Here is a 14,741-nt window from a genome sequence, read left to right as displayed (position 1 = left end):
CTCATTGCTCATCCTCCCGCATGCAATATAGTCGAGCAAGCCTTGCTGTAACAACTTAATTATAAGAGTCCTAAAAAAGGATGAAATATCACTTTTCTGCCATTGATAGCACTTTCATATCTGATTCTCGGTTGAGATCGCATTAAGATCGAACGACATCACGTGTTACCGCATTTTCCTACACCAAAAAAACCATCGTGCTAAAACGATGGTTTTTTAATGCGAGATCGTTTGGGAAAGCCAAATCTTGAGCTGCTTGGGCAGCAGAATACACGGTGAAAGAAGCGCCAAAACCTAAGAATTCAAGAATTTATAGGTAGTTTTTTCGATTAACTTTATTCTTTTTTCGTTATTCAAATAACGTCCTAGCGTTAAGCCGTTTGAATGATAGCAATGTGCGTAACTCTTAATTACACGTCCATCCTTCATAATAAATTGATATTCATCTTCATGTGGTCCCTTACCTAAATAAAAATGAATCCCTCCTATTTCCTCTACTTTATAGGCCTCAATCCGTTTTATTTCAGCTATTTCAATGTCGGCACGCTTCCTAAAAAATATGTACTTGCTCATCTTTTCGCCTTCAATTACCCAGTAGTATCCGAATTGCAGCCCGATCGTTCCGAGGCCGGCTGCCGTCGTGTCTGGATTGGGCAATCGTGTCCCGTTCGTTGAATGATTTTTTCTTGTGCTGCTGGTTTTTCAACCCGTCTTATCAGTTTATGAACGGGGCGGGAAGAGTGCCCTAAGCAAGGACGACTAACGCAAGTAACGATTTCGGATAACCCCTACATGATGAAGCTCGTGTCCTGCCATGCCGTAAGCGAGGGCGCGCGCCGTAATGCTTGCGTTGTTGGCTGTGCCCTTGCGGGACCACGCCTCCGGCGGCAACCCGCGCAGCAGCGTGATCGTCGCTTGCCGTACGGCCCGGTAGTCTTCGGCCAATTGCGCGGTTGTCCAGCTTCCGAAAGGCGAAATGAACAATTCCTGGTCGAAACCGGGCAGCGCCGTCTCATCCCCTCTTGCAAATCGGAGCAGCCGGTAGGACATGACGCGTTCACTGTCTGCGATGTGGCCCACGACTTCCTTCAGCGTCCATTTTCCTTCCGCATACCGATAGGCGCTCTGGCTTTCGGTCAACGATGCCAGCAGCTCGGTCATTTGCTTTTCCTGGGCGAGCAGAATGTCGATGATGTTGCCTTCGGGCACCAACCGGATATACTCGCCGGCGTCTCCTGCGTATTCTTCTTCTGACGCTCTTTGGTTCATGCGTAGTCACCTTTCTCTGAAGATATAGAAAACGAAAAGGCGCTTTCCAATTGCGCTGCCGCGATTTTTTCGCGAAAATCGCCTCTTCGGCATAGCTAATGAATTCGCGAGAGAATAGAACTTCCCTTCCATCAGTCGAGAATAAGCAGCCACTAAGTCGGTTGACCGCCACGCTAAATTGCCCGTTCGCACAGCGGCGGCTGCCGATCGTTCTAAGGCCGGCTGCCGTCGTGTCAGGATTGAACTATCGGGTTCCGCAATGAAAACCGTACACTAGCAATAAAGGAAAAACAGCTGGCCACTATGCATTCCACGTTATCGCAAGCCACAAGTCGGCAATGGAATTTTCGCCGAAGAATAGTTTCAACTCTCCCTTCGGTTTTGCCGGCAAGGCTATGCCGGTTGCTCCGCCGGTAAGCTTGCCGATCAGCAAGTTGGACAGTTCTGCTGCCTTGGCTAGGGTATCCTTCTTCGCCTCCTGCGGCTGATCATTGACTTGGTCAAAGACGTCCATGCTTGCAGGGGGCTGGGCCTTCGCGCTGCGTACCAAGATGTCCACGCGTGACACACCATTCAGCAACTCTCTAGCCCAGAACGGATAGTGCTCCGGCCGCAAGGCGAGGGACAATTCATACCGTTGACCGGGTGCCGTCGTTGGGGTCAGGAACTTGGCCCATTCAGACGGAAACTCCTGTCTTACGGAGAAGAGCCGGACAGAGCCTGCAGCGGTGGCAGGTCGCTCAGGTAGCGGGGGCGCCGGCCCTGGGCATCCAGCAAGGGCTTGAGGTTTCCGTACAGCACCCGCTGCAGGTAGCGTTGCGCGGTGCGGCGCGGATCGGAGGCATGGCCCCGGTTGCGCTGGTGGACTTGATTGAACGGATCGGCTTGACCTGGCCGGGGTTGGCAGGCGCCGTCCTCCTTCTTATAGAGGTAACGAATGCCGTTGCCCTTGTCATCGCGCGATTCGCAGATCAGCCATGAAAAGATGCGGCTAGCGTCGAGCGGGTCGGCAATGCGCGAATTCGCGTCATAGCCGTAGAGGGTGAGGATGTTGTCCTTGGAGATCGAGCGCCAATGGAGGGGTACGCTCATGGAACCGGTGCCCGTGACCGGGTTGGCGGCGAACTTCTCGCCCATGGCGCGGATCGCCCCGCCGCCCTTGGGCAATGTGATGGAAGGTGTCGTCAATACATGCTCGTCTTTGTTTTGACTTGCAGATTTATCCGACCATAAAGGTCATCCTCTTGTAACGGCGTATCCCACTCCTTATTATTAGTTTAATGGATAATTATTCCAATAAGTCCAAGCGACCATTTATTTTTGTCGCGTTCTTTTCAATTCGTCAATATCCCTCGGCATACCGGCCAGTTCGACCAAAGCAAATGGTTATTTAGGCATATATGCATTTTCATGCGTTACGCATGCGCTTGCGGCGAAGTTCACATTTCTCCAGAGTTCGGGAAATTGATCATATCCCTTGATACCGCTGATTTAATGAAGACTCAAAGCCTACATACCGGCGTGCATTCTCCATTCATTTCTCGCGTTCATCATCATTGAGCCGCCTTGGCTTGGAGGTTTCGAATCCGTTTTTTCAGATTCATATGCCTCCCATAAATCACTCAACATCCCACGTGCAACAACGGTACGGCAGCCGTTCATCCTAAGGCCGGCTACCGTCGTGTCCTATGAATCTACCGGGTCTCGTTCGTCGTTATTGTTCAACGTTCATCCTCTCATCGAGCGAAGGAAAAGCCGCTAAAGGTTCAGCATAACCGGCCACGCTAACTTGCCCGTTTGCGTGATGAATTCTGCCGAATCGTTCATTTTTCAATAGGTACGCTTTCGAATCCTTGAGACCGATGAATTCCCGGATCGGCTGTCGTCTATATAAACGAAGGTATATAATCACAAACTAATTTGACGAAGAGGAGTTTTGAAAATGGCATTAACGTCCGCATTCACGAGCTTCAACCTGCCTGTCAAAAACGTAGAACAATCGAAAGCGTTCTTCACCGGACTCGGATTCGAGCTCAACCCGCAATTCCCAGGGAACGAGAATTCGGCAGCCATCGTGATCGGCGACAACTTGCAGGTCATGTTGATCAATCAAGCCTTCTTTATTACGCTCACGGAGAAAGAATCCGTCGATACGAGCAAGTACGCGCAGATGACGATCGCATTGGCCTTCGAGAGCCGGGAAAAGGTCGATGAAATCGTGAATACCGCGGTCTCCTTGGGCGGGAAATTGCACGCCGAGCCGGAAGATCATGGGGTCATGTATCATTGGGGCTTCGTGGACTTGGACGGCCATCTGTGGGCCATTAACTACATGAACACGGATGCGGCCCGAGGTTAAGGCGAACGGCACGCTCGTGCATAGGTTCAACAAGAAAGACGCCGGGCATCTTCCCCGGCGTCTTCTTCGCGATGATTAGTTTTGTTCGGCATAGGCTTTGAAAGCGTCCAAGATCGCTTGCCAGCCTGCTTGCTGGAACTCGACGGGATTGGAGCTTTCCGCGTCGAACGTTTCCACGACCTTCGTTTCATTCCCTTGCGGGGCGAAAGCAATATCCACTCTTCTCCCGTCTTCCATGGCGTAGCCGATCGCCTCATGCCGGTTCACGACATCGTAGACGCCGCCAAAATCAAAGCCCATGCTGCCATCCTTCGCTTCCATCCGCGTCAGGAACTTGCCGCCGACCCGCAGATCGTTTTCGGCTCTCGGCGCATGCCAGTCCTCGGACGCTTGATTCCACTGCGTGATGTGATCCGGCTCGGTCCAATAGCGCCATACCTTCTCGACAGGGGCTTGAATGACGGCTTGCACGGTTACTTTGATCGGTTGACTCGTTTCCATGTTAAATAGACACCTCTTTCATGATATTCGTCGTTTGGTTCTCGATGATATAGACGAAAGCCAATGACGAAATTCATCGGTCCATTCGCTCAGGCAGCCCAAATCGCGAAAATAATGGCGTATGAATGAAGTTCTGAACGTGCAGGATTTGATTTTCTTTGGTTTCGATGACGTGAATGCCCCAGGGTACCAAGCCAGTGCCCTCTTCGCCCGGCATATACTGGGCCAGCGCCGGATAACCGCCATTGACCGTAATGGGCACGAATCGCGAACCTTCGCAATGCCAGCGCGTAAGCGAATAGAAGGCGGACAGATCTTCCTTGCCGCGGATCCACATCTCGAAGGGCGGCATCGACATGCAGCCTTCCTCGTGGAATAACGCGACGAGCGCGGCAATATCGAATTGCTCGAAGGCTTCCACATATCGGGACAGCAGCTGCTGCTCCGGTTGAACGTCCATGCTGCTGAGCTCATCCGAGCGAAGCTGCGCCCGGTCCATCGTCTCTCGCGCTCTTTGCAAGGCGCTGTTCACCGCTGCCGGCGACATCGCCAACGTTTCCGCGATCTGCTTGGAGGACCATTCGAATACATCCTTCAAAATGAGTACCGCGCGCTGCCGCGGAGGCAAGGTCTGCAGGAGCGCGATGAAGCACAGTTGAAGGGTATCTCTGCGGACGAGCCGATCCTCCGGATTGCCCCCAAAGTCGGGAGACGGCCAGATCCAGGCTGTGTCCGGCAGCGTATCGCGCGGCTCGGCGATGGCGACGGCCGGGTCGAACAGGTCAACGGGAAGCGCGCGGCGTTTGGATTGTCTCAGCTTGTCCAAGCATAGGTTGGAGGCAATCCGATAGACCCACGTTTTGAACGAAGCATCCTGTCTGAACGTGCTCCAGCTCTGCCAGACCCGAATGCACGTCTCCTGAACGGCGTCATCCGCATCGTCCATAGAGCCTAGCATTCGGTAACAGAACGACGTTAAGCCCGGCTTCAAGCCGGCAAATAATGATTCGTCAAATGCGGTCTCGTTCATCGCGGCCTCCCATAACGATCTCGCCGAAGGGGGTTTACTTCCACCCCCCTCTAACGCGGAAATACATCCTACACATTCTACGCCTCCAATACTTGGATAGTTGCGCCAAACTGTCCGATCGTTTAACAAAGATTCGAGTGCCTTTTGGCCTTTAACTCAAATGCTTGAACTGCGGCAGATAATCCCGGTTCGCTTCGAACAATTCGTCGACCATGGATTTGATCTCATTCAAGCTAAGCACGGCCGATGTCAAGGGATCGAAGCATACGGCATGGAAAATCTTCCTCGGATCCCCGGTCAGAGCGCCTTCGACAGCCATCTCCTCGCATCTGGCGCTGATATTCGTCAACGCGGCCAACTGACTGGGCAGCGCTCCCACATGAATGGGTTCGAGCCCTTTTCTGGACGCCAATACAGGAACCTCGACGCAACAGCCGCCTGGCAAATTATCAATCAGGTTCGTGTTGCGGACATTGCCGTTAAACTTGAATAACGTCCCGTCCCCGATCGTAGCATTGAAAATCGAAGCCGCATATTCCTCGCCTCGCTTCAAATCGATGGGTTCGTCCATCCATCGTTGCATCTGCGCTCTCCAATCGCTCTGCCGCTTCTCGTAGCCTTTGACGATATACGCGTATTCGCCCGGATTCCAGCCCGTTCCGTGCGTGCAGTATGCCTCGATCAAGTCGGGCCGCTTTCGGAACCACGCGTTGTACTCCGAGTTATGGCCGCTCGATTCGGTCACGTAATAGTCGAGATGTAGAAACATCTCGTTTCGTACTTGCTCCTCGTTGTAGATCTTGGCATCGTTCATCGCTTCCCGGATAAGCGGATAGGCGTCTTTGCCGTTCCATTGGAAGTCCAAATAAAACGCCTGATGGTTAATGCCCGCGCATAGATAAGTAATTTCATCCTTCGGCGCGCCGATCCATCTTGCCAGCATGGCAGCCGTCCCTTGAACGCTATGGCACAACCCCGTCACGGCGACGTTTGTTTCGCTCTGCATCGCCCTGCATAGCATCGCCATCGGATTCGTGTAATTCAGAACGATGGCCTGCGGGCAATACCGTTCGATATCGCGGCAAATGTCCAGCATCGCCGGAATCGTCCGAAGCGCCCGGAAGATGCCCGAGGGTCCCCGGGTATCGCCGACATTAATATCAACGCCGTATTTCTTCGGGATTTCGATATCTTTGCGCCATACGTTCAAGCCGCCGGCCAGGATCGTGCATACGACCCCGTCCGCTCCGGGAAGCGCGTCTTTTCTGTCGGTATGCGCTTCCACTTGGGCGCGATACTGCCCGGCGGCGATGATTTGCTCCACCGTCTTCTTCGCGTAGCCGAGACGTTCCTCGTCAATATCGACCAGCGAGATCGTACACGCGGAGAATGCGGGAAACGTAAGCAGATCGCGAACGAGATTTTTGGTAAAGACGAGACTGCCCGCACCGATGAATACGATTTTTTTCATCGTCAATCCTCCCTTATGATCGCGTAACAGGTTCCGGCAGGACGCCGGGTCATCCTTTGATGCCCGTCGTTGAAATCCCTTGAATAAAGGTACGCTGGGCGAAGAAGAACAAAACGATGATCGGCAGCGTCGCAACGGTCGAAGCCGCCATCAGCATTCCCCACCTTGTGCCGTACTGACCGATGAATTGCTGCAAGCCAAGCGAAACCGTGAATTTCGTTTCATCGCTCAAATAAATCAACGGCCCCATAAAATCGTTCCAGTTGTTGATGAACGTGAATAACGCCACCGTAGCGAGCGCAGGCTTGGCAAGGGGAAGAATGATCTGCCAGAACGTCCGGAATTCCGAGCAGCCGTCAATCTTTGCCGCCTCGGACAATTCGTGCGGGATCGTCAGGAAAAACTGCCTCAGCAAGAAGATGAAGAACGCCCCGCCGAAAAAAGCGGGTATGATGAGCGGCTTAAAGGTGCCGACCCAACCGATTTTTTTGAAAATCACGAAGATGGGGATCATCGTCACCTGGGAAGGCAGCATCATGGTGCTGAGCATGATGATAAACAGCGCGTTTCGCCCCGGCCATTGGATTCTGGCGAATCCGTAAGCGACAAGCGCCGAAGACGCGCATGTGCCGACCATGGCCCAGATGCAGATCGTCAACGTGTTGGTGACATACTTGCCGAACGGAACGAACGTCAGCGCTTCCGGGAAGTTGGACCATAAGAATTGATCCGGAATCCACTCCGGCGGCCAGATAAAGATCTGCGCTTCGGGCTTCAAGGCGGTAGACAGCATCCATACGAATGGAAACAGAAACGATAAGCCGAGTACGATCAAGCTAATATGGGTGATAACATGCGCGAGGGTCCCCCTGCTCCGCTTGCTTAAACTCCCCGAACCTTCCGTTTTAACCGCTAGCATTGAAACACTCCTTTCACGGTATCCGCCATAAGGCGGAAGGAAGCGGCTTCCTTCCGCCCGGCGTCGGAACGTTAGTTATCTTTGGCGATTTCGGCCTCGACTTCTTTCTGCAAGTTCTCCAGCGCTTCCTTCGGATCCTTGTTCGCGGTCATGACGGATTCCTCGGCTTTCGCCGCCCGATCCCAATAATACTGCTGAACCGGAATGACGGGCGTTATCTGCGCATTGGGGCTTCCGAGCAATTCGACGAACGTTTTCCTGGCCGGAATTTCATTGATGAAGTCCTGGTACGCCTGTTTCTCCGTAATGATTGGCGAAGGCGGAATCCAGCCGCCTTTGGTCAGCATGCTGGCCGCCCAATCTTCGTTATGGTAGCCGGTCAGCCACAGGATGAATTCCCATGCTTCCTTCGGATGTTTGGCCTTCTCGGGAATGATGTTGAAATTCCCGTTGACCCAGGTTGCATTCTCTTTGCCCGCTCCTTCGGGGTAAGGCAGCGGCGTAATGCCATACTTCAGATCCGGCGCGTAGTTTTTCAAATCCTCAAGGCGCCACATCCCGTCCATGGCGAAGACCTGTTTGCCGCTCAGGAACGGCCAAGCTGAATTCACGTTGGACGACATGCTCTTGTTGAAGGCGGCTACTTTCTTCGGATCGAACTTCTTGGCATAGGATCGGAACCATTCGAGCGTCTTCAAGTTATTCGGATCGGTCGCCGTTGGGTTGCCCTCCTGGTCCGCCCATTTTCCGCCGAACGACGGCGTCCACATCGTAAGACCGCTCGGCATATAGCCGACACGCTGGATGAACCCGCGGCTGTCCGTCTTCCACAATTTGTCCTGCATGGCGTCAAGCTCTTCAATCGTCCTAGGCGGGTTCTCCGCATCGAAGCCTTCTTCCGTCAAGATATCCTTGTTGTAGAACATGGCAAACGAATTCATGGAAAATGGAATCGCATACATGTGTCCGTCGTATTTGCCGATGTCTCTTACCGTCGGATACATCCAATTTTCAATGTCCGGCGCATCCGCTTGGATGTAGGGGTCGAGCGAGGCAATGGCTCCCTTCTTGGCCCACGACGGAATGATCTGGTTCCATTGCGTCATGACATCCGGCGGATCTCCCCCGGCTTGCGCGGTAAGAAACTTGGCGTTGGCATCGCCGGTAATGGACAGCGCGTTCACATGGATGCCCGGATGAGATTTGTTGAATTCATCGACAAGACTATCGATCAGCTTCTTCCAATCGCTCGTCCACATATGCCAATATGTAACTTCAACGACTTTGCCGTCCCCTTGGTTCCCTGCATTGGAAGGTTGATCATCGGCGGCGGAATCGGCGGCGTTCGGATTGTCTTCCTTCGCCGGGTTCGTGCCCGACGAAGAACAGGCGATTACACTGACGGACATGGCGGTAATAAGAGAAACCGCGATCAATCGTTTAAGGATCATGGACCTACACCTCCGGTATTGTCTATCTTTCTCCCCCGTAGAACACCCAGCGCGCGGAACTCCTGAATACGAGCAGCGTAACCGCCATGATGAGCAGGAACAAGATCCATGCCATGGCCGAGGCAAGTCCCATATGGAAGTAAGAGAAGGCGTTCTTGTACAGATACAGCGAATAGAACAAGGTAGAGTCGTTAGGACCGCCGGACGTAATAATATACGCCTGGGTGAAGTACTGGAACGATCCGATCAGCCCCATGATGAGATTGAAGAAAATAACCGGACTGATCATCGGCAGCGTGATGTAAACGATCTTGTGCCACCAGACGGCTCCGTCGATTTGCGCCGATTCATACATCTCCTGCGGGATATCCTGCAGACCGGCAAGATAAATAATCATCGAGCCGCCGACACCCCAAAGCCCCATCACGATCAGGGCGGGTTTGGACCAAGACGGATCGACAAGCCATCCCGGACCGGCAATGCCGAGGGCATTCAGCATGCTGTTGACCAGCCCGAACTGCGGGTCGAACAGCCACAGCCACAAGATGGAGGACGCCACGACAGGAACGATGCTGGGCAAATAAAAGATCGTTCGGTAGACGACCATTCCTTTGATCTTGATATTCAGCAGCAGCGCCAAGGCGACGCCGAAAACGATGCCCAGCGGAACCGCGAAAACGGTATAGTAGATCGTGTTGGAAATCGATTTCCAAAACAAAACGTCATTGAACAATTGCGTGAAATTGCTGACGCCCACCCACACGGGCGAACTTACCGCATCGTAATTCGTGAAGCTGTAGTACAACGACAATAGAAACGGAATCAATGAGAACACGGCAAACCCGACCAACCACGGCGATACGAAGAGCAAGCCGTTCCGGAGGTTTTTTTTCGTCATGCTGCTCATCTTGCGGGGGGTTGAACGGATTTGAAATGCGTCTCCAATCTCGGTCCTTGCGCTCGTCAAGCGGTCACCTCCCATAAACGACTCGGTAAAGCGGTTACAACACGACATGGCGGACGTTTACCTTCAAAACCGTCGGCCCTCCTTCCTTCATCTATTTAACTGACATGGCCATTTTACCCATATACGTCGGATGGGTATTTATAAATAAAAGGACAGTCTTTGTAAAAAAGAACACTTCAATCCTCGCGGCTGGCTATATGGTCTTTTCGCCATAGGGATGGCGATGCGCCCGTCTCTTTTTGAAACCAGGCGGAGAAGGCGTGGATACTGGGAAACCCGACTTGCTGGGCGATTTGCTGTATATTTTTGTCCGACAGTTTAAGCATCATTTTGGCTTCCGACATGCGGTATCGTTGCAAATATTGTTTTGGCGATAGGCCGTAGGTTTTTTTGAAAGAGGCGCGTAATCCGCTCTCGGATACATGCATCATTTTAGCCAGCTCGGAAATCCGAATATCCTTATCGATATTGGAACGAATATACGCGGAAATGCTGCCCAACGTAACCCGGTTATCCCGGTTTTCGACGCATTCCAATAAAAACAACAAAAACAGTTGGACCCACGTCCGAACGAATTGGTTAAACAGTTTCGTCGCGCGCAAGGATGAAATGTGGATCCAGATGCTAAACAGTTTCTCGTATCGTTCCAACGCATAGTACGCGAGGGGAAACAAGCATAGCGATTCTTCATTCGTGATTTGATGAAAGAGCTGTCGATGCTCCGAGGACAACGGGTCCACTTGCAAGACGGCGATGCGAATCGGCGTCTTGGAGCTGAAATCATGAGGCACGCCGGGATTAATCAGAATGGCATCCCCCTGCTGAATCGAATAGTGCCGGTCTTCTGTATAAACGGCGCCGCTGCCCAACATCACGACGGCGATTTCAAAATGGGGATGTTTATGCATCCCCATTTTCCACCCGGATGGGTAGTTATCGATTGCGGTGTATAGCGATGGCATCTCGTTCATCATGTTCCTCCTCTATTTCACGATTGTTGTAATCGAATGCCGGAATGTCGCTCCCTCTCTCCAAATAAGCCCAATGAAACCTTTTATTTACTGGACCGCATCTTATTAGTTTTCTCGCTGTTCTGCGCGAACTCCCTTTATAGGCATGAGCCTTTCTAGCGCGCATGGCAAAAAGACGTGCGGGGTATATTCGCTAAAAGCCTCGCACATCGCTCACTCCGGATCACGAGTGAAAATAAAAAAGGCTGCCGGAAGGCAGCCTCGACTTGCAGCTTAATTCGCACTCAATCCATGCCGTTCCTTTATTAAGAACGACCTCAACAATCGCATTTCGTTGGCCAAGCGATGGAACCTGAGGTTCCCAAATAAAAAAAGCCGCGGTATTCGCAGCTTTCGATGAGATCCTGTTCTTGTCCGCCCGGCTGTTACCGGAAGGTTTGTTTTTGAATGTCTGCTTGCGGGGATACTTCCATCAAGAATCTCTCCTGGGAAGGACCCAGTCGGGACGCGGGAAGTGGCAGGTGTAGCCGTGCGGATAGCGTTCCAGATAGTCCTGGTGCTCCGGCTCTGCTTCCCAGAAGTCGCCGACAGGCGTCACTTCGGTAACGACCTTGCCCGGCCACAGATTCGACGCGTTCACGTCGGCGATCGTGTCCTCCGCCACCTTTCTCTGCTCGTCGCTCGCATAGTAGATCGCCGAACGATAGCTCATGCCGACATCGTTGCCCTGACGGTTCCGCGTCGTTGGATCGTGGATTTGAAAGAAATACTCCAGTATGCGCCGATAGCTCGTCTCCGCGGTATCGAAGACGATTTCGATTCCCTCCGCATGCGTGCCATGGTTGCGATAGGTCGCGTTCGGAGTGTCGCCGCCGGTATAACCGACGCGAGTCGAAACGACGCCGGGAAGCTTGCGGATCAAGTCCTGCATTCCCCAGAAGCATCCCCCGGCGAGTACAGCGCGCTCATGCATGTTAAACCTCCTCAGCCTGATCGGGATATTGCCTTAGCCCCCGCTCTCCACGTCGTCGCGCGTTGGAAAGGCAACGTATTTTCGACTAACTTGAACCTTCGTGAGGCCATCAACCATTATACCCGCGGTAGGCGTGACTCAAACCTTCCGCCAAGTCGGCAGCCCTCATCAAGTTCAACTTGGCAGGCCCAATCCAATTATACGGCCAAATCACTCATCTCGCTCTAGTGATATACAAATCAACAAGATAAGCAGCCCAATCAGCTAAATCTCTCTACCGTGACCGTTCAACCTCACGCTTATAATTCTCCTGTACCGATTTTTATCTACGGGACGCTCCTAACGAGGCACGATTACCCAACCAACAGAAAGCAGGTAAATTTATGAATAACGCCGCGCTAACGCCGGGCACGCACGAGATTCGGATCGACGGGCTTCGGCAGACCTATCACGTAATGGGCAGCGGACCCCTTTGTCTTGTTCATCCCGGAGGACCTGGTTTTCATTGGAACTATTTACGTATGCCGCTACTTGAACGCTTTATGACGATGATTTATATGGAGCCGATCGGTACAGGTCAATCGGATTGGTTACCGGATGGCGAATATCGAATGGCCGCCTACGCTTATTTCTCCCGGAAGGTGCTCGAGCATGCGGGGGCTCCGCATGCCTATTTTCTCGGACACTCGCATGGCGGTTTTGTCGGGCTTCAATATGCGCTGGATTATCCGAATGAGCTCGCAGGGCTGATCGTGTATGACGGCGCTCCATGCAACGGGAAGGATTTAGGCAGGGAAGCGACCAAACAAATGGACCTCTTCGCGCGGCGTTGGCCCGAACAACCGGAAGCGCAAGAAGCAAAGCAGGCATGGGCGGATATGACGAGCGGGGCCATCTCGGTCAACGACAGAGAGTCGTTCCTTAATGTCATGCAAAGACTCCTGCCTGCTTACTTCGGAAACTATTGGGCTATGCCCGCGGGGTTTGACGATTGGAAAGCTTCAATCGACGCGACCATGGATCCGAATCGAAAACCGGCGATGTGGGATGTACGGGATGCGATGCGTACAATCCAGACCCCGACACTCGTCCTGGTCGGAGAGCACGACTTCATCTGCGGGACAAGATGGGCCAACGAGATGTCCGCCGCTATTCCTGCGTCGACGCTTGTATCCATCGAGCAGTGCGGACATATGGGGCATATGGAGAAGCCGGCGTTGTTTTCCGAAGCGGTAAGGGACTTCATGATTAGATCGGTCAAATACATGAAATAATTACAAAAACCAGCTAGATATTATCGCGAATGCCCCTATATAATAGTAGTTATGTCTGCTTGAACTCGGATTGGAGTTCAACGCAATAACGATGTGCAGGAGGCTTTCGCAGGTGCAGCTGGCAAAACGAATTTTACAATTAGCCTTACCTTCTATCGCTACGTTCTCATCGATGACCTTTACGGGGTTGCTCGTGCTTATGATCGTAGGGAAGCTTGGCGCGGCGGCCATCGCGGTCGTCGGCGTGACGAACATTCTCATTTACAATATGTGGGCACTGTGCGCCGGCATCCAGAATGCGATCAACTATCTGGTCGCCCAAAATTTCGGCTCCGGCGAAATGCGTTTAGCCAACCAACGGATGCAGATCGCGCTGCTGTTGACCGGTATACTCGCGTTCCTGTTATTCGCCGGCAGCCTGCTTGCGCCCGAGCTCATTCTGAGGGCGATGGGGTTGAATGAAGAGATCATCTCGCTTGGCTCCGATTACGTGATGGTGCGGATGATCGCGCTGATATTCAATATTTTTAGCGGCGCGTTCTTCGCCTACCTCCGCGCCATTGGCGACACCAAGACGCCCATGACGATCGCGCTCATCAATAGCGGCCTGGTGGTCGTGCTCACGTACTTGCTGGCTTACGGAAAATTCGGTTTCCCGGATCTGGGGCTTCAAGGTGCCGCGTGGAGCATCGTGATTGCGGAGCTCGTGCAGCTCGGCATGTGTCTTTGGGTGTATTACGGCTACCTGAACGCCACGTTGCTGACCCGGAGCCGCGAGCGGTTCGACCGGAAGCAAGTCAAGCTGATGATCAGCGAAAGCGCGAAGCTCAGCACGATGGAAATGTCCAACAGCTTAGGGATGCTGGTCTTTACCATGTGCATCTCTCGCCTCGGGACAGTCGCCATCGCGGCGAACGAGATCGCATTGAATATCCTCTCGTTCGGGTTCATGCCGTCGAACGGCTTCGGAGCCGCGGCCACAATCGGCACGGGACAGGAAATCGGAAAAGGACGGCCGGAGGAGGCGAAGCGCTTTGGTCTGATGACGGTCGTGCTAGGCGTCCTGCTGATGGTGCTGATCTCCATTCTGATGTTCATCTTCGCGCTTCCCATCGCGAAGCTGTATACGCCGGAGCGGGCGGTATACCTGGCCGTCATTCCGCTGATCCATCTGGCGGCGTTTATTCAAATCTTCAATACGTCGGGCATTATTTTCGGCGGAGGGCTGCGCGGCATTGGCGACACGACGTATCTGTTCCGCGTGGCGTTCGTGCTCAATTGGATCGTCTTCATCCCGGGTACCTTACTGCTGACCGTAGTACTGGATTACGGCCAGGTCGGCGCCTGGATCGCGCTGTGCAGTAACATGGTGCTGGGCGCGCTGTTAAACGGCTTGCGATACAGCAAGCTGGATTGGAGTCGAACGCGTGTCAAGTCGGGAAACGTGCCGACGGCCGCCATGGCTTCGCACTGAGTTATCCGGCGAACGGTGCCGACAGGAATGTTCGTTCAGTAAAAAAGTGCCCTCTAGTCACGACTAGAAGGGCACTTTTCCT

15 protein-coding genes are annotated in these 14,741 nt (G+C 53.0%); 3 read left to right on the top strand and 12 right to left on the bottom strand.

The features are described 5' to 3' along the window. Nucleotides 1-294 precede the first annotated feature (294 nt). The 4 genes from I8J29_RS05885 to I8J29_RS05870 all read right to left on the bottom strand — a co-directional run bounded on the left by I8J29_RS05885 (nucleotide 295) and on the right by I8J29_RS05870 (nucleotide 2,457). Nucleotides 295-573, bottom strand: a complete 279-nt coding sequence (locus tag I8J29_RS05885; RefSeq protein WP_208846720.1) for a hypothetical protein — start codon at nucleotides 571-573, stop codon at nucleotides 295-297. Nucleotides 574-759: 186 nt separating this feature from the next. Further along, on the bottom strand, nucleotides 760-1,269 hold the full coding sequence (locus I8J29_RS05880) for a DinB family protein (protein WP_208846719.1): 510 nt from the start codon (nucleotides 1,267-1,269) through the stop codon (nucleotides 760-762). A 301-nt stretch (nucleotides 1,270-1,570) separates the two neighbouring features. Further along, entirely contained in the window at nucleotides 1,571-1,828 is a 258-nt protein-coding gene (locus tag I8J29_RS05875; protein ID WP_208846718.1) for a hypothetical protein, read from the bottom strand. Nucleotides 1,829-1,965: 137 nt separating this feature from the next. Further along, entirely contained in the window at nucleotides 1,966-2,457 is a 492-nt protein-coding gene (locus I8J29_RS05870) for a SpvB/TcaC N-terminal domain-containing protein (RefSeq protein ID WP_208846717.1), read from the bottom strand. A gap of 754 nt (nucleotides 2,458-3,211) precedes the next feature. Between I8J29_RS05870 and I8J29_RS05865 the strand changes: the two genes are divergently transcribed. Next, a complete protein-coding gene (locus tag I8J29_RS05865) occupies nucleotides 3,212-3,628 on the top strand; it encodes a VOC family protein (RefSeq protein WP_208846716.1) in 417 nt (138 codons plus the stop codon). A 75-nt stretch (nucleotides 3,629-3,703) separates the two neighbouring features. Here I8J29_RS05865 and I8J29_RS05860 read toward each other — a convergent pair whose 3' ends face one another. From I8J29_RS05860 to msrA, 8 genes are all read right to left on the bottom strand, one after another. After that, the gene (locus tag I8J29_RS05860; protein WP_208846715.1) at nucleotides 3,704-4,129 is read right to left on the bottom strand and encodes an SRPBCC family protein; all 426 of its coding nucleotides are present in this window, start codon (nucleotides 4,127-4,129) and stop codon (nucleotides 3,704-3,706) included. A 73-nt stretch (nucleotides 4,130-4,202) separates the two neighbouring features. After that, nucleotides 4,203-5,159 carry a sigma-70 family RNA polymerase sigma factor gene (locus tag I8J29_RS05855; protein ID WP_208846714.1) on the bottom strand — a complete coding sequence of 319 codons (957 nt, stop codon included), beginning with the start codon at nucleotides 5,157-5,159 and terminating at the stop codon, nucleotides 4,203-4,205. 151 nt (nucleotides 5,160-5,310) lie between these two features. Then, on the bottom strand, nucleotides 5,311-6,630 hold the full coding sequence (melA, locus tag I8J29_RS05850) for an alpha-galactosidase (protein WP_208846713.1): 1,320 nt from the start codon (nucleotides 6,628-6,630) through the stop codon (nucleotides 5,311-5,313). A gap of 49 nt (nucleotides 6,631-6,679) precedes the next feature. Then, nucleotides 6,680-7,408, bottom strand: a complete 729-nt coding sequence (locus tag I8J29_RS05845) for a carbohydrate ABC transporter permease (protein ID WP_240545908.1) — start codon at nucleotides 7,406-7,408, stop codon at nucleotides 6,680-6,682. A gap of 212 nt (nucleotides 7,409-7,620) precedes the next feature. Next, complete coding sequence (locus I8J29_RS05840) at nucleotides 7,621-9,000, bottom strand: ABC transporter substrate-binding protein (protein WP_208846711.1); 1,380 nt, start codon at nucleotides 8,998-9,000, stop codon at nucleotides 7,621-7,623. Nucleotides 9,001-9,022: 22 nt separating this feature from the next. After that, nucleotides 9,023-9,898 carry a carbohydrate ABC transporter permease gene (locus tag I8J29_RS05835; RefSeq protein ID WP_240545907.1) on the bottom strand — a complete coding sequence of 292 codons (876 nt, stop codon included), beginning with the start codon at nucleotides 9,896-9,898 and terminating at the stop codon, nucleotides 9,023-9,025. A gap of 245 nt (nucleotides 9,899-10,143) precedes the next feature. After that, a complete protein-coding gene (locus tag I8J29_RS05830; protein ID WP_208846710.1) occupies nucleotides 10,144-10,941 on the bottom strand; it encodes a helix-turn-helix transcriptional regulator in 798 nt (265 codons plus the stop codon). Between the two features lie 469 nt (nucleotides 10,942-11,410). Continuing rightward, complete coding sequence (msrA, locus tag I8J29_RS05825) at nucleotides 11,411-11,911, bottom strand: peptide-methionine (S)-S-oxide reductase MsrA (RefSeq protein WP_208846709.1); 501 nt, start codon at nucleotides 11,909-11,911, stop codon at nucleotides 11,411-11,413. A 383-nt stretch (nucleotides 11,912-12,294) separates the two neighbouring features. Here msrA and I8J29_RS05820 point away from each other — a divergent pair, with 383 nt between their 5' ends. Further along, the gene (locus I8J29_RS05820) at nucleotides 12,295-13,185 is read left to right on the top strand and encodes an alpha/beta fold hydrolase (RefSeq protein ID WP_208846708.1); all 891 of its coding nucleotides are present in this window, start codon (nucleotides 12,295-12,297) and stop codon (nucleotides 13,183-13,185) included. 91 nt (nucleotides 13,186-13,276) lie between these two features. After that, the gene (locus I8J29_RS05815) at nucleotides 13,277-14,659 is read left to right on the top strand and encodes an MATE family efflux transporter (protein WP_276316249.1); all 1,383 of its coding nucleotides are present in this window, start codon (nucleotides 13,277-13,279) and stop codon (nucleotides 14,657-14,659) included. Nucleotides 14,660-14,741 lie beyond the last annotated feature (82 nt).

This window comes from Paenibacillus artemisiicola, assembly GCF_017652985.1.
GTDB lineage: Bacteria > Bacillota > Bacilli > Paenibacillales > Paenibacillaceae > Paenibacillus_Z > Paenibacillus_Z artemisiicola.
Note: the sequence above shows the minus strand (reverse complement) of the source record. Positions and strands in the feature narration are given on the sequence as shown.

Coding starts and splice junctions, on each gene's coding strand:
- I8J29_RS05835 (WP_240545907.1), bottom strand. CDS start 9,898: ATGACGAAAAAAAACCTCCGGAACGGCTTGCTCTTCGTATCGCCGTGG.
- I8J29_RS05880 (WP_208846719.1), bottom strand. CDS start 1,269: ATGAACCAAAGAGCGTCAGAAGAAGAATACGCAGGAGACGCCGGCGAG.
- I8J29_RS05840 (WP_208846711.1), bottom strand. CDS start 9,000: ATGATCCTTAAACGATTGATCGCGGTTTCTCTTATTACCGCCATGTCC.
- I8J29_RS05820 (WP_208846708.1), top strand. CDS start 12,295: ATGAATAACGCCGCGCTAACGCCGGGCACGCACGAGATTCGGATCGAC.
- I8J29_RS05865 (WP_208846716.1), top strand. CDS start 3,212: ATGGCATTAACGTCCGCATTCACGAGCTTCAACCTGCCTGTCAAAAAC.
- msrA (WP_208846709.1), bottom strand. CDS start 11,911: ATGCATGAGCGCGCTGTACTCGCCGGGGGATGCTTCTGGGGAATGCAG.
- I8J29_RS05855 (WP_208846714.1), bottom strand. CDS start 5,159: ATGAACGAGACCGCATTTGACGAATCATTATTTGCCGGCTTGAAGCCG.
- I8J29_RS05860 (WP_208846715.1), bottom strand. CDS start 4,129: ATGGAAACGAGTCAACCGATCAAAGTAACCGTGCAAGCCGTCATTCAA.
- melA (WP_208846713.1), bottom strand. CDS start 6,630: ATGAAAAAAATCGTATTCATCGGTGCGGGCAGTCTCGTCTTTACCAAA.
- I8J29_RS05815 (WP_276316249.1), top strand. CDS start 13,277: ATGTGCAGGAGGCTTTCGCAGGTGCAGCTGGCAAAACGAATTTTACAA.
- I8J29_RS05830 (WP_208846710.1), bottom strand. CDS start 10,941: ATGATGAACGAGATGCCATCGCTATACACCGCAATCGATAACTACCCA.
- I8J29_RS05885 (WP_208846720.1), bottom strand. CDS start 573: ATGAGCAAGTACATATTTTTTAGGAAGCGTGCCGACATTGAAATAGCT.